Annotated in this window: 12 protein-coding genes and 1 pseudogene; 4 read left to right on the top strand and 9 right to left on the bottom strand. The window is 53.6% G+C overall.

The genetic code is table 11. From position 1 onward, the window contains the following. The first annotated feature begins 209 nt into the window (after positions 1-209). Positions 210-812 (top strand): hypothetical protein, encoded by a 603-nt coding sequence (locus Q363_RS18185; RefSeq protein WP_035352996.1) that lies wholly within the window; start codon positions 210-212, stop codon positions 810-812. Between the two features lie 55 nt (positions 813-867). On the opposite strand, the pseudogene Q363_RS40730 reads toward Q363_RS18185, so the two are convergent. The 5 genes and pseudogenes from Q363_RS40730 to Q363_RS44280 all read right to left on the bottom strand — a co-directional run. Then, positions 868-1,454: pseudogene (locus Q363_RS40730) on the bottom strand (IS3 family transposase); the annotation flags it as partial. 26 nt (positions 1,455-1,480) lie between these two features. Beyond that, positions 1,481-1,693: a hypothetical protein gene (locus Q363_RS18170; RefSeq protein WP_035352990.1), complete on the bottom strand. Its 213-nt coding sequence runs from the start codon at positions 1,691-1,693 to the stop codon at positions 1,481-1,483. 210 nt (positions 1,694-1,903) lie between these two features. Continuing rightward, positions 1,904-2,503 (bottom strand): ATP-binding protein, encoded by a 600-nt coding sequence (locus Q363_RS18165; RefSeq protein WP_051978956.1) that lies wholly within the window; start codon positions 2,501-2,503, stop codon positions 1,904-1,906. After that, positions 2,500-2,937: a hypothetical protein gene (locus Q363_RS18160; RefSeq protein ID WP_035352987.1), complete on the bottom strand. Its 438-nt coding sequence runs from the start codon at positions 2,935-2,937 to the stop codon at positions 2,500-2,502. Before Q363_RS18160 ends, Q363_RS18165 begins: the two co-directional genes overlap by 4 nt. Positions 2,938-3,146: 209 nt before the next feature. Further along, entirely contained in the window at positions 3,147-4,151 is a 1,005-nt protein-coding gene (locus Q363_RS44280) for a DUF2130 domain-containing protein (RefSeq protein ID WP_245632302.1), read from the bottom strand. A 240-nt stretch (positions 4,152-4,391) separates the two neighbouring features. Between Q363_RS44280 and Q363_RS44275 the strand changes: the two genes are divergently transcribed. Then, entirely contained in the window at positions 4,392-4,892 is a 501-nt protein-coding gene (locus tag Q363_RS44275) for a hypothetical protein (RefSeq protein ID WP_245632301.1), read from the top strand. Here the strand turns inward: Q363_RS44275 and Q363_RS18150 are convergent. The 4 genes from Q363_RS18150 to Q363_RS18125 all read right to left on the bottom strand — a co-directional run bounded on the left by Q363_RS18150 (position 4,879) and on the right by Q363_RS18125 (position 11,220). Further along, positions 4,879-6,615 (bottom strand): UvrD-helicase domain-containing protein, encoded by a 1,737-nt coding sequence (locus tag Q363_RS18150; RefSeq protein ID WP_035352984.1) that lies wholly within the window; start codon positions 6,613-6,615, stop codon positions 4,879-4,881. The two genes, Q363_RS44275 and Q363_RS18150, sit on opposite strands and share 14 nt — an antisense overlap. Further along, positions 6,616-8,688 carry an ATP-dependent nuclease gene (locus tag Q363_RS18145; RefSeq protein WP_051978955.1) on the bottom strand — a complete coding sequence of 691 codons (2,073 nt, stop codon included), beginning with the start codon at positions 8,686-8,688 and terminating at the stop codon, positions 6,616-6,618. A 584-nt stretch (positions 8,689-9,272) separates the two neighbouring features. After that, on the bottom strand, positions 9,273-9,725 hold the full coding sequence (locus Q363_RS18140) for a VOC family protein (RefSeq protein WP_245632300.1): 453 nt from the start codon (positions 9,723-9,725) through the stop codon (positions 9,273-9,275). 1,000 nt (positions 9,726-10,725) lie between these two features. Next, positions 10,726-11,220, bottom strand: coding sequence for a hypothetical protein (locus Q363_RS18125; protein WP_035352972.1), 495 nt, complete (start codon positions 11,218-11,220; stop codon positions 10,726-10,728). A 51-nt stretch (positions 11,221-11,271) separates the two neighbouring features. Here Q363_RS18125 and Q363_RS18120 point away from each other — a divergent pair, with 51 nt between their 5' ends. Together Q363_RS18120 and Q363_RS18115 are read left to right on the top strand one after the other, a co-directional pair. Continuing rightward, complete coding sequence (locus tag Q363_RS18120) at positions 11,272-13,521, top strand: Tn3 family transposase (protein ID WP_051978954.1); 2,250 nt, start codon at positions 11,272-11,274, stop codon at positions 13,519-13,521. A 350-nt stretch (positions 13,522-13,871) separates the two neighbouring features. Continuing rightward, positions 13,872-14,159, top strand: a 288-nt coding sequence (locus Q363_RS18115; protein ID WP_035352969.1) for a hypothetical protein, incomplete at its 3' end; no start/stop codon positions are given.

Below are 14,159 nucleotides of genomic sequence, written 5' to 3'. Positions count from 1 at the left end.
CGTACACAGTTCGTAACGGAGTGCCTACTGCTGAGCAGATGGGAGAGTTCTTGGGTCTCAGCTCAAAGCGTGTATCAGCCGTTCGCTCAATCATTGAAGCGCCGGTGAAATCGCGGTCTTCCAAAACTTCAAGCTATCGGGGAGTCGCTCGCAAAGCCGCCGCGAAAAAAACGGCTGCGAGAAAAACGGCTGCGAAAAAATAGAACCGCATGCCAAGGACGAAAAAACCAGAACCTGTTTTTCTCAACATTCCTTACGACAATCACTTTCAGGATCTCTACGTCGCCTACGTTGTAGGCCTCACACAGCTGGGTTTGGACGTCACGGCGACTTTGGCCCACCCTAACCAAGATCGCCTCGCAAAAATCATTGAACTGATTGAAAAGAGCAAGTTCTCGATTCATGACCTTTCTCGTATCGAGGCATCCCATGGGATTCCTCGATTCAATATGCCGCTTGAGCTGGGAATCGCGCTTTACCGTTCAGCCAAGGCAACTCATGAAGTTTTCGTCTTTGAGAGCAAAGCCTTCCGAGCTCAACGCTCGACTAGCGATATCAACAAAATGGACGCTCGAATTCATAACGGTCGACCAAAAGGTGTGATGTCTGCGTTGCGTTCTCTCTTCAGGCAGGCCGATGATCCAATGACTGTACCTGAGATGCAAAGAAGCTTTCGTTCTGTTAGAGCCAAACTACCACTACTTCTAAAGAACGCAGGCTCAAAGTCACCCTTCGAGAAGACAGTCTTCGAGGATCTGAAAGTCGCCGCCCTTGTTGAACGAGAAGTGATCAAGCGGGAGGGTGCACGTTAGAAGGCGTCTACCAGGCTTATTACTCCCAAGATGCTCGCTTGAAGGAAGAGCGTGACAACCGTCCTCTTGGCTTTTGTCTCTTTGGCACCTTCAGCCCTTTCGCTACGCCAGATGCGTTCGACTCGGTCCTTGCCCACCTGCCAGCCGGCTCGCTGGAGCAGCGCCGTGATCCGGCGATACCCATAGCGGCCATACTGGCTGGCAAGGGTAACGATGTCCTGAGTCAGAGCTTCCTCGTCTTCACGCTGTGTCGGCCGGTAGCGCTGCGTACCCCTGGGTTGCCCCAACAGCAGGCACGCATGCCGCTCACGGACGCCATGCTCACAGGCATGGCTGACCGCACTGCGCCGTCGCTCAGGGCTTAGAAGTTTCCCGAGGCGATGTCTTTCAACACGAGCTTGTCCAGGCTCAACTCACGGACCAACCTCTTCAGCTTCGCGTTCTCCTGCTCAAGCTCCTTCAACCGCTTCGCCTGATCCACCTGCAGACCGCCATACTCCTTGCGCCAACGGAAGTACGTCTGCTCCACGATCTCCGCCTCCTTGCATGCCGCGCCGTCGTCTTCCGGTTCCCCACTGCCACTTCAATCTGACGCAGCAGGTTCACCACCTGCTCTGGCTGATACCTCTTGCCTCGTGCCATATGCTCTCCTCGTTCCAGTGTGTCTCTTAGTCACTGGCACAAAGCAAGCCGGGCACTCCAGCCGGCCATGCCTGCACGTTCGAGTCCATGCGGAACTTCTCGGCAGCGTCGTAAAGCTCATCTGGCAGTTTCTGCGGGCCTGACATGCTGTGCAGGCGTTCGTGGACGTAGGCTGATTTGCGCACACGGTGATCGACGATCCTGCCGTCAAGTCCGACTTCCGGGCTGTCACGCTGCACTCAAATCCCGGAATATGTTCTGCAGGGCTGTTTAACGGCATTTAAATCCCGGAATCTGCAGGGCTGTTTGTACTCAAATCCCGGACCGAAACTGGTGCACGGAAAGAGGATAGTGTCATCTTTGTACTTATATCCCGGACAAACTTCAGCAGGAACTTCGTCCGGGTTTTACGTGCAACAGTCCGGGATTTCAGTGCAGCGACAATGCACTCAAATCCCGGAAAAGGATTGAAAACAAACAAGCGTGATTCCGGGATTTGAGTGCAGCGTGACAGCGGTCAGCGGCAGCTTGCGCATTCCCAGGTCGTCGATGATCAGCAGCGGCACGGTGGTCAGCAGGTCCATAAACTCCTTGCGCTTGCCATCGAGCGTGGCATCAGCCAGTTCTTCCAACAGTGTGTGGGCTTCGCGATACAGCACACGGTAGCCCTGCTGGATGACGGCGTGTCCGATGGCTTGTGCGCAGTGACCTTTCCCGCTCCCAGGCGGACCAAGGAACAAGGCATCTTCGCGCTTTCCGACCCAGTTCGTTGTGGCCAGTTCGAAGACCAGGTTGCGATTCATCCGGGCGTTGAACTGGAAGTCGAAGTTGTCCAGGCGCTTATCCGCATCGCGGAACTGCGCCTGTTTGTGGCGTCTCTCCAGGAGCCGCGTGCTGCGGCAGGCCAGTTCGTCAGAGACCAGCGTGGAGATCAGGTCGATGGGCGCCATGTTCTCCGATTGCGCCTGGAGCAGACGCGTCTCCAGCACGGCAGCCATGCCGCTCAGGCGTAGTTGGACCAGGGAGCGATTGAGTTCGATCAGGTTCATGATTGGGATTCCTCGAAGTTGATGCGTTGTTGGATCAGGTCGCGATACTGGGTCAGTTCGCGGATGAGTGGATCGACTTGCCGCAGGCTCAGAGGAGCTTGCGGACTACGCTCCAGATAGCGGCGCACGAAGCGATACTCAGGAACGCGCAGCTCCAGCGCCGCCGCACAGGCATCGTCGCAAGCCGCGCTGCCATATTGCTTGACCAGTTGAAGAACGCCCTGGATGCGACGCATTCCGAGTTCGCCCTGGCGAGCATGTATGGCGTCGCAGACAGCGCCGATGTTGGGTCCTGCCTTGTGTGCACGTGCCAGCAGTTGAAGCAACTGCGGCGGCGTACGATCCGCATCGCAGATGCGATGCCCGCCGCGCTTGCCGCTCAGATGCTCGCGCAGCAACTCACCGGTTTTGGGATCAAGCAGACGCACGAACATCGCGTCCCACTGCACATGCACCTGGCGTCCACCAGTTCGCAACGCTCACCGACCCGGATCACAGCTAACCTTCACGGCAGGCCCGCAAATCCGCGACGCAATGCGTCCTGAATCTGCCGTCGACTGTTGTGGTCGAAAGGCAGGCGAGGTCGCCGAGATCCTATAAACGACAGCCACCCTAGATCCGACCCGGAGATCGATGATCCACCTCATCCAGCATCGGAAGGAATACTATTCGTGAGATCTGAAAAATTAGCAGCCATGGTTGGATTGCCACGAGTCAACTTTCTGATCGTTAGGTCCTGAGCTTTGTCGTTTGCGAGACGAAGATTATTATTAGTGCCGAGCAATGCTGCCTTCGTTTTTTGTAGGTGATCAATTGACTTGTCTATCTCATCAATCGCAGTTTGGAAATGCCTGGAGGCCAGGTCATAATTCCTCGCAAATGCGGTCTGGAACGTCAGCAGTCGGTTTTCGAAGTTCGAGATATCGATGTTTTGCGCTCTAACGAGCGCCAACTCTGACTTGTATTGAATTGAATTCATCGCAGCATTTCGAAGCAGTGTAATCATGGGAATGAAAAACTGCGGTCGGACGACGTACATCTTCGGGTATCGGTAGGACATATCAGCGATTCCCGTGTTGTAGAACTCACTATCAGGCTCGAGCAGGGAGACAAGGACCGCATACTCGCATCCCTTCTCGGTGCGATCTTTGTCGAGTTGCTTCAGGAAGTCCTCGTTCCTTTTCTTCGTAGCGGTACGATCATCCTCGTTCTTCATCTCGAACATGATCGAGACAATCTCTGTTCCAACCTCATCCGCGTCGCGGAAGATGTAGTCGCCCTTGCTTCCCGTTCGCACATCGTTGTCCTTCTCGAAATATGCCTGTGGAAACGCCGCCGCTCGGATTCGGTTGAATTCAGTTTCGCAGTGCTGCTCAAGGGTCTCACCAACCATTTTTGTTGATAGGCGAGCCTTCAAGTCACGAAGACGCTCGATCGCATCATCGCGATCCTTGATTTGCGTCTCGTACTTGTCCTTTAAGGACTTTTCGGCAAGCTGCTTCTCAAGTTCAGCTTTTTCGAGGTCTCCTTGAAGCTTGTTACGATCCTTCTCCACCGCACTGACTGCCTCGCTAATCGCGAGCTTCTGCGCAGCCTTGATGGCGTCGAGCTTGGCTTGCAGGCCCTGGATTTCAGCAGCTTTCGACATGGCGGACTTCTGCAACTCGTTCGCTAACTTCGCCTCAGCTAGATTGGAAGCGGACTGCCTCTCCTGCTTTGCCAGCTCAAGTTCGTTCGCAAGAGCATCACGTTCTTTTTCGACAGCGCTTAGGGCCTCGGTCACGGCGAGCTTACGCGTGGCCTCTTCGGCATCGAGCTTCGCCTTCAGTTCCTGGATCTCAGCGTCCTTGGCTGCGGCATCCTTTTGCGATTCGCTGGCGGCCTTTGTTTGGGCGAGTTCGACGGCATTCCGCTTATCTTGCTTTGCCAGCTCAAGTTCGTTTGCAAGTGCATCGCGCTCTTTCTCTACGGCGCTCAGCGCCTCCGTTACAGCGAGTTTCCGCTCGACTTCTCCGGCGTCAAGCTTGGCCTTCAATTCCTGAATCTCAGCGTCCTTAGCCGCGGCATCCTTCTGCGATTCGCTGGAAGCCCTTGCTTTGGCGAGTTCGACGGCGTTCTGTTTATCCTGTTCAGCCAACTCAAGGCGCTCGTGCAACTGGCGCTCGAAGTCGCCGTCTCGCACCTGCTTCAAAATGTTCGCGTACCCAGCCTCGTCAATCTTGAATGCTTTCCCGCAGTGCGGGCAGCTAATTTCATGCATGTTCATTTACCTGTACCTATCAGCGTCATCACAAAGTGCGGATACCAGCCCTGTTTCAGGGAAAGTAGCAGTGGTAGCTCTGGTCATCAATTAAGTGGAATTACAGACAAACCTCTTAGACTTCCATAGGCAAAGCGATCACATTTGTCTGTCCGAATAGCCTGGTCGCTGTCGCCAACGCATTTCGACTCAGGGCCTGAGTCGCCAATACTGCGAGGCGTCTCTGCGGCCGCGACACTGCAACATATAGTAAGTTTCTGGCGCGGTAATAACCTGCCTCGTCCTTGGCAGGAATGTTTCCCGTCGTGTTGTAGTCAAGAAATCTGGGCCAGTTGTATTGATTCCAGCCGCCGCTAAGAATAACCAAAACGTTTTCAAATTGGGCGCCTTTTACGCTGTGTTGTGTTGCGAAAGGCGTGAAACCATTGACGAAATCAACGAGTTCTACCAGTTCGCTGTATTGCACGCTCCTTAGTTTCCGATGGCGTTTTAGTGAGTTGGGCTCGTCTTCGGTCGCCTCATCACCTAGGCGTGCAATTTCACTTTCGCGTTCAGCGACACGATCTCTCAAGCGAGGCCGTTTGGTTGACTTCAAATAATCTATGACTTGCCCGATTGTTCCCGATTCACGAAGCGCTAGCAGCGCGTCCATATCTGCACGCCACGCAGCTTTATCGGCTGATTTCCGTATTGTTGGAATGCCACCGATTTGGTTGAACATCGTGCCATAGTTTCCTGCGGCATATGCCACACACACCGGTTCAACCATGTCGGCAAGAAAAGCTATAGTTGCATCCTCCTTCTTGGCAAATGCTTCATTGGAATCGAAAATTTTTGCCAGATTCGGGTATCCTCTTTCGGCTGCAATCGCGCTATGTGTCAACATCAAGATCTTCGTCCGCTGGGGATCGAAGTCCCAGCCGTCCTCCTTGAGCTGATCCTTTACTCGCTCGGTTGACTGCGCAAGGGCTTCCCTAGGTAGTTCTTGCTTGGCGTGAGTGGAGTCTTCTCGCTGCCCAGTAAATGCGTTGCAATGAAAGAAACGCGCTTCTCCCGTCGTCTCTTCGTCATCGACTTCCTGTTTGAGCTCCGGACGCAACAGGTTAAGAACATCCACAATTGGCTTAACTGAACGAAAGTTTGAACCTTTATCGATGCCTTCAACATTGGGGTAGTCAACCAGAAGGTAGTCTCTCCGATAAATAGTCTGCCAGTGATCGCCGAACAGCCCAACCACCGGGCCCTTTGCGGGCTTGAAAAAGTGTTCGGTAAATGCGTTCATCACGTGTGGGTCTGTATCTTGATATTCATCGATAAAGAGGATGGGGTAAGAGCTCTTGAATATCCGTTGGAACTTCTCATTAGCGAGCATTTCGGCAAAGAACCTTGGAACATCGTCGTGATGAAGCGTGATTCGTTTCTCGTCGATGCCAAAGAACCCATAGCTGTATTCAACGTTCTGTTCATGCATGCCCCCTGCGGCCTCAACGGCCTCTCTCCGAGAGACATGGTTGGCGACGAGTTCACGCAGCGTCTTCTGGAATTTCGAGATGAACGCCCAAGCGAAGCCGTGAATAGTGTTCACCAGAATGGCAGGGTGTTCTTCGATATCGTTTGCAATTTCTTTTCGCGCCACCTCGGTGTACGTGATGCAAGCGACCTGTTGCCCCGCGTGCATCAGTGCAGCCCCTTTCTCGGTAATTATTGTTTTCAGCGCTTCAACTAAGGAGTAGGTCTTGCCAGCGCCGGCCCCCGCCTCAAGTCGGAAATGCCTCCCTTCGGCTAAACACAGCGCAAGCCTAGCTTGGGCCTTCCGCGCCGCTTTTACTGCGGGTGAGGGTTCGCTACTCATTCAGGCCTCCATCGCATACTCTTCTGCAGGTGTCCCTGTCGTTAGTGATATATCGGGTACGATTGGTGGCGGTGCTTCCGGCGGCGGCGGCGGATCCGAAAGCCACACCAAGCCTTGCCTGATGTATTTCGGAATGTTCCAATCTGCTTCGATGATGGCAAAGCGGATCGCCTCCTCAGACTTCCCGAAGCCTTGGGCTAACTCCCAGGCATTCTTTGCGGCTTCTCCATCGTCCGCGATCGCAAAGCGGGTGAGGTTAGCGAGAATCAACGCATCCTCGTAGCTCCTAGCGCAATGAGTAGAGTCATCTTCCGGTACCTGATAAGCGATGCGAACAAATTTTTTTATTTTGTCGCCATCCTTTTTTGCCAGCAAAGCCGCGACAGAAATGTCCTTGTTGTCGAACCAAGTTTTGAGTGCTCCATTCGAGGTAAATTCGGCTTCAGCGCAAGGACATTTCTTGCGCTTGCCATCAATCAGTCGGACGGCATCGATGTCGGAAATGACTAGGGTCTTGAGTTCGAGAAAATCCAGAAGTGGATAGAATATTTGGGCATGTGCACCGCCAGCTTCGATCGTCGTGATGTACTGCCGACAGAGTTTCGTTTCCTCAGGCAAAGTTTGGTCGACAAGCTTTAAAATGCGCGGCATGAGGATCTTCTCAGTTGCGCCTTCAACTAAGATCACTTTATCGGCAAAATAGAGATCGCATTTCGTCAGCGTCATGTACTGCTGAAGAAACTCTCTGTCTTTGGGATCGATCGCCTCCCCGCCTTTTCGGAAATCCTTTACCTTGGTCCTTCGGATGCCCGCAGTAGTTGTGGCGTCATTTAAGAAGTACCGGATCGCATCGAATTGCGCTGCGTTCGCGAGATGCGAAGAATGAGTGGAAACGACGAACTGCACTTGCCACACAGGCTGATCGGGATATTTCTTCGATAGTGTGGCGATTGCTTCATTCAACTGTGCAATGAACACTTCCTGCATTTGCGGATGCAAATGCGCCTCTGGTTCTTCAATGAAGACGAGATGTGTTCCGGGTCGTGTTGGCGTACTGCGGTACACCTTGTGTAGCGCTTCCAGTTGCAGCAGGATGTAAATTAGGTTGCGGGTACCAAGTCCGTTATATCCCTCCGGAAGATGAACACCGTCTGTCCCTGTGTAAAGGATGGAAGTGTTGTCTGTCAAAATGCTCTCAATGTCGATATTGGTTTGCGGCCTTAATTCCGTATCATTCAGACTCGGGAAACCGAACGAATTTAGAGCGGGTAGTAATTCCTTCAGCCGTGTATCGAAATCACCCTGCATATCCTGCTCGAGCTGAGCAACTGATTCTTTCAGTGCATCAGCGATTTTTTGATCGCCTGGCGATGCCGTGAGGGTATTCGCTGTTCTGAACAACTTGCCCAGGAGCTTCCCGATAACGTTTGGGTCTCCTCGCTTTCCATGGTCGAGCGTGCGTTGCGCCTTAACAAGGCCAGTCTGGATCAGCGCTGTGAGCGTCGACAGTTTGTCGAATTCCCTCCGATTGGAGTCGTCTGTTGGATCGATCGCAAATGTCTTTATTGTGTAAGCGTTCGGCACTGCTTCCCGCAGATGACGAAATAGTGCCTCATTTGCTGTCGATTCATCTTCCGGGGCCGGGATGTCAAGGAGAGCTGCAACATTTGCAAGTATGGCGGAATATTCAACCCGAGCTATAGCGCTCGTGCAGGACGGATCGAGATCGATAATGAAAGGGGACAGTGGCCCTAGATCGGGAGAGTTTTGGTCGTAAGAAAACGTCAGCGTGATGGAAATCACTGGAAGCGCGTCTAGAACCTGTTGTGGTGTCGACTTTCCCCCAGTCCGAAGAGCCTTGGCCGTAATGAATTTTTCCCGTACGGCAGCGGAAAAATCCTCAAGGCGAAACTTACCACTCTGCTCTCCCAGAAATTTCTCGAATACTTCGGCAAGTGAGGTCTTTCCGCTATTGTTGCGGCCAACGACTACCGTAGTCTCGGCCTCTATGGCAAGTTCGATCAGCTCGAGAAGTCGGAATCCTTCAACGCAGATATTGGTGAGTTTGATCATGCTGCCACTCCAGTGGCTAACACCGGGCAACATGCCCTTCCCCTAAGGTTCCTGGAAATACATTTCCCAGAGGAGAAGTTCCTTTGACGGATAAATTTGGCGGGAACGCATAAAGCGAAAGCGCAGAAAGCTAAGACGAACATTTGGACAGTCATTTACAGGGCCTTAATGTTAGGACAGAACAAACAACTTGTATTCTAGGTCGTAGCAATGAAGATGGCACTAGTTATCTCTTCCAAAAGAATGCTGCGTTATACGACCAGCCATTTTTCTTTTGCCTCCAGACGTAGGCGAGATCGTTACTAGAAGGTTAATGTGCTCTTGAGAGAGCTGGCTCCGCGAAGTATCGGCAGTCGAGCTGCGCGAATGTCACTGAGTTCGCCGATGGTAACCAAGAACGTCAATTGGAGCGGACGAAGAAGGCCTAATCACCCGGAGAAAGCTCCTATCTAACCCGCCAAGATGTCAGACATCTGCACCATTGATCCTGATAAGCGCTCTCCGTCAGCTATGGATTCCTGACCAGAAGTCGATTTCTGAGGACCGATCCGGCCCAACTTTCGAATAGCCGAGTCCCATCGCGCTCAGTTGAGTTCCTGAGCGAGTCCGATGAGAAGCCCTTCAGGCCCGCGGATGTAGCAAAGCCGATACCAGTCCTGATACCGGACTACTTCGCCTACGAGCTGTGCGCCGCGCTTGCGAAGCCTGCCAAGCGTCTCGTCGATGTCGTCCACGGCGAACATGACGCGGAGGTAGCCTAAAGCGTTCACTGGGGCATTGCGGTGATCCGCGACGACAGGCGGCGTGAGGAAGCGGGAGAGCTCAAGACGGCTGTGGCCGTCCGGTGTGCGCAACATGGCAATCTCGACGCGCTGGTCGGCAAGTCCGGTGACACGTCCTGCCCATTCTCCTTCGATCGTGGCCCGCCCTTCTAGCTCAAGGCCGAGTTCTCGGAAGAAATCAATCGTCTCTCCGAGGTCATCGACGACGATTCCTACGTTATCCATCCGTTTGAGCGCCATGCGTCGACTGTACAAGATGTCGCCTAGATGCAACAACGGACGCTTTGCAACGCCGAAGCAGAATCCGCGCGGAGTCTGCCAGATCGCTCCCGAAGCTCAGAAATTCGAAGAGTCAATCACAATGCACTGGGAAGAACGACCACGGGACTTGAAGCACCGATGCTGCTGCGACCGATCACACCGCCCGGTCGCTCAGACCGTTCACGACCTATCAGCAAACGCTGCCTGTGAGCGTTTCGCATCGCTGCTCTGCTTGGATCTATTCGACACGGGTCAGTCGAATAGGTAGATGTCAGCCCGTTCCAGGGCCTCAAAGGGAATCTGTACATTTTCGGCGATCTCGACGAAACGCTTCACGGATAGAGGATCCTCAAGAGCTCGCTTGGCCTTTGTTAGGACTTCTGTCCTGGCGCCGAGTCTCTCCAGGTCTTTGAGCGAAGCTTCCGCGGTTGGGTATTCCTTGGTATCTTTCCCACCCGTGCCGGATGTATCCGATGCTTCATCCGCAGGTAGAGACGAAAGACTAACCGCGAGTGAGGGATAAGCAGCCGTGATCTCATCTAAGATTCGCGACATATCGCGTGATGATAGCAGGAAGCATAGGCAGTCTAGGCCAGAGCGTGAGAAAAAACGAAGTTCCCTGACGCAGAGGAGGCCTCCTACAGGGGAGCATTCCACACGGGCTGATCTGAGAGGATGCCGACTACTTTCCTATGAGACGCTTGCGTGCACGGACAGCAGACATGATCATCAGGCCGTTTGCTCCTGCAATGAAGAGGCCAGCGATGCTCCAAAACGTCCTTGCAGGGGTGCTCCCGGGAACCAAATAGAAAGCAATGAGAATCCCTATCAACAGGCCAGCCTCTGCAGAAATCACGAACGTTCGGCTCATACGCTTAAAGTATCAATAAGTAGCAACTCTGGGAACGCCAACTTCCCTGAAACGAGGATTCGCAGGTCCAGACGGCCCGAACTTGCCGCAAAGCGGACTTTGCGGGCGGTTTGACCTCTAAAACTAAGCACCCCTTGGCGCGTATATCCAAGTGCCATCCACGCTCCTGATCGCTCCAGCGAGCAGGGATGGGTCACTCCAAGGAAACGAGTCTTGAGCGATTGTCTCGTCAGTGAGTTCAATCCCCTCATCTACTGCAGCGCAGGCCAGTTCAAGATTCGGGGAAGCGAGAATCTGTTCCCAAATCGTCTGCCAATCCAAGCTACTAATCTCAATGGTCCCCATCCAGCGAGAGAGGTTCTGACCGTTGAAGTGAGGGCATGTGATGAGACCGTATCTGATCTCCCCAGTTGAGAACATGACTATGGAGCAAGCAACGCCGTCTTTGAGCTGGGATAGCAGATCATCTGGGGCACCTGAGAAGTCTTGATACAAGAGAGAATCTCGGTCTGAGCAGGCCATCACACGCACTTTCTGAACAGGCACTATGACCGCTTGGATCAAGCGGAAAAGGTGTTCTACAGCTTCTGCGGCAAACTCGAAAACTATCTGTGGCATCCACTTCCTCCCGTTTTGCGGTCGCTCAACGATAGTTGATCGGCGTGATCTGTGCCCATTCGGACGTCCCGCAATGCTTATCATCGCTTCCGCCAGATCAACGACAACCTGATCGAGGCATTCATCCATCTCGTCGACCAATACGAGCAGCAGGCCAAGGTGGAGGCTGAGGCCGCCGCCATGAAGTCCATGACAGAGGTGAGCACCAATCTGAAGTCGGCTGGTCAGGTTCTGAATCTGTTTATGGACCAGTCGATACCGGGCAAAACGCCATTCTCGAAGGTTAAGCAGAGGGCGTTTTCTTTACTCGAACCTGAACGGTTCGCCATGGTCTCCGACTACATGCGCAACATCGAGTTCGACAGGACCGCGTTTGAGTGGGCCTACTATGGCACGCTTCAATCCAAGTTCAAGCTTAACCTGCGTCATCTGTTCTGCAACCTGGATTTTGCTGGCCTGATTGAAGATGCGCCACTCCTGGAAGCTGTTGCGTTCTTGCAGGAACTCTTGCGCCAGGGCAAGTCGCTTCGCCAAGCCAAGGTGGCGGACTTCCCCACTGGCATCCTTGCCAAAGGGGTGCAACGCTACATGTACACCGCCGCTGAAAAGCGCAAAGACAAGCGTCTGGAGGTTGATCGCTACGAGTTCCTGGTCTATCGGCAGCTACGCAATGCACTGGAGGCGGGCAACGTGTACGTCCGCGACAGCAACGATTTTCGCAGCTTCGAGGACGATCTGATCAGCGCCGAGCGCTGGAAGGACAAAGACGCCGTGCTGCGCGAGATTGGCGCGCCGATTCTGTTGGCGACAATAGAGGAAACACTCGCGGCATTCCGCGCAGAACTGGAAGCCAAGTTTGAGCGTGTAAATAAGCGCATCGAGAACGGCGACAACAAACATATCAAGATCACCGGCACCGAGGACAAACGACGCTGGTCTCTGATCTATCCCACAGATGAGGAACCCATCAACAGTCCCTTCTACGGTCAGTTGCCGGGCATTGGCATCGCCAAACTGCTGTGGTTCGTGGCCGAAAAGACGAACTTTCTCAACGCCTTCACGCACGTTCTCGAACGTTATATCAAGCAGGAAGTTGATTCGCGCCTCCTCCTTGCCTGCATCGTCGCCATGGGCACCAATATGGGCTTGTGGAAGATGGCAGAGGTTTCCGGACTCAGCTACTCATCACTGCTGACGACGGCTCGCAACTTCCTGCGGGCGGAAACGCTGCACGCCAGCAACGACGGAATCGCCAACGCCACTGCCGCGCTTTCCATGTTCGATCAGTACGACATTGATGACCTGAAGCACTCCAGCAGCGACGGTCAGCGCATCGAAACCCAGATCCACACCATCAATGCCCGGTATGGCAGCAAATACTTTGGACTGAAGAAAGGCGTGAGCGCCTATACGCTGGTAGCCAACCATGTGCCCTGCAACGCACGCATCATCGGCACCAACGAGCACGAGTCCCACTTCGTCTTCGACATCCTTCACAACAACACGACCGACATCCATCCGGAGCGGCATTCCACTGACACCCACGGCACCAACCAGGTAAATTTCTTCTTGCTGTTATTCGACGGCTACCAGTTCGCGCCGCGGTATCGCGACCTGCACAAGAGAATAGCCAGCTTGGTCGGATTTCAGCATCCAAACCACTATTCCCATTACCTCATCAAGCCGGCGCGCAAGACCTTCGACGCGTTGATCGTCAAAGAGTGGCCGAACATCCAGCGTATCCTGGCATCACTTGCGCAAAAGGATGTGACCCAGGCGACGGTCGTGCGCAAACTGAGTTCCTATGCCCGTCAAAACCAGACCAAGAAGGCGCTCTGGGAGCTGGACAACATCTGCAGAAGCATCTATATCCTCGACTTCATCGACGATCCCACCTTGAGGCAGAGCGTGCAGAAGGCACTCAACCGCGGCGAGGCCTACCACCGGATGCGACGCGCGATCTCCTACGTCAACTCCGGTAAATTTCGCGTGAAGACCGAAGCGGAGCAGAAAATCTGGAACGAATGCTCCCGGCTGATCGCCAACGCGATCATCTACTACAACACCCTGCTCCTCTCGCGAGTATATGAGCAAAAACTGGCAGCAGAAGATCTGGAAGCCATCACGATTCTCAAAGGCACCTCGCCCGTTGCTTGGCGCAACGTCAATCTGATAGGCAATTTCGACTTCACGATCAGTTCGATGCCGGTCGACATCGAAGCCCTGGCGGCGCGTTATCAAAATGAAGATTTCTGGCGTCGCTCTATGCAGGAAGGCGATGAGGAGGGTCCAGAACAATAAATGCGGCCACTTTTACCTTTTCGAAGGGTTAGGCAAGAACAGGGCTGATTTTACTTTCGCGGGGGTTGGACAATAATAGCCTCAGTTGTCCGAAGTTGTACCGAAAATCTTCCGCACTCAATCCACGAGTCGTACGGCACACACGGAAGGTGTTTTGCTGTTAACTATAGACCGCCCGACAACAGACCGCCCGACAACGTGGAGTCCGTGAAAAGTCGGGGGTCTGCGAAAAGCGAGTAGCCTTTGGAACCTGCCGGAGTCTCCGAGAATGACCAAAGTTCAATCACCCGAAACGCCCGCCCGAACCTCCAGAAAAAATCGGATAATCTCCTCTGGGAAGGATACCGATCATGTCGCTACGCAAAGGGTTGCTGTTCGCAATGCTGTTCGCGATCGTTGCCTTGGCGGAGCCCGGAAGGGTCAACGTTTACAAGGCGGAATTTGATGTGCCGAAGCCGAATACGTTGTTGCGCGCTCCTGCGCCTGCCACTCCGGCATTGTCTTGGTACGGCAGCTGGCCGGCAAACAAGCCAAGTCGATGGCTCAAGGCATTCCGCAGGAAAGGCGAATTGCTGCCGGCGTCACTTCTTCCGATTCAATTCAAGAACCCCAAAGATTTAGGTACTGGAAAGGTGCTC

The sequence above is a fragment of the Edaphobacter aggregans DSM 19364 genome (assembly GCF_000745965.1).
GTDB classification, from domain to species: domain Bacteria; phylum Acidobacteriota; class Terriglobia; order Terriglobales; family Acidobacteriaceae; genus Edaphobacter; species Edaphobacter aggregans.
The sequence above is the reverse complement of the archived record's forward strand: the minus strand, read 5'-3'. Positions and strand labels throughout refer to the sequence as shown.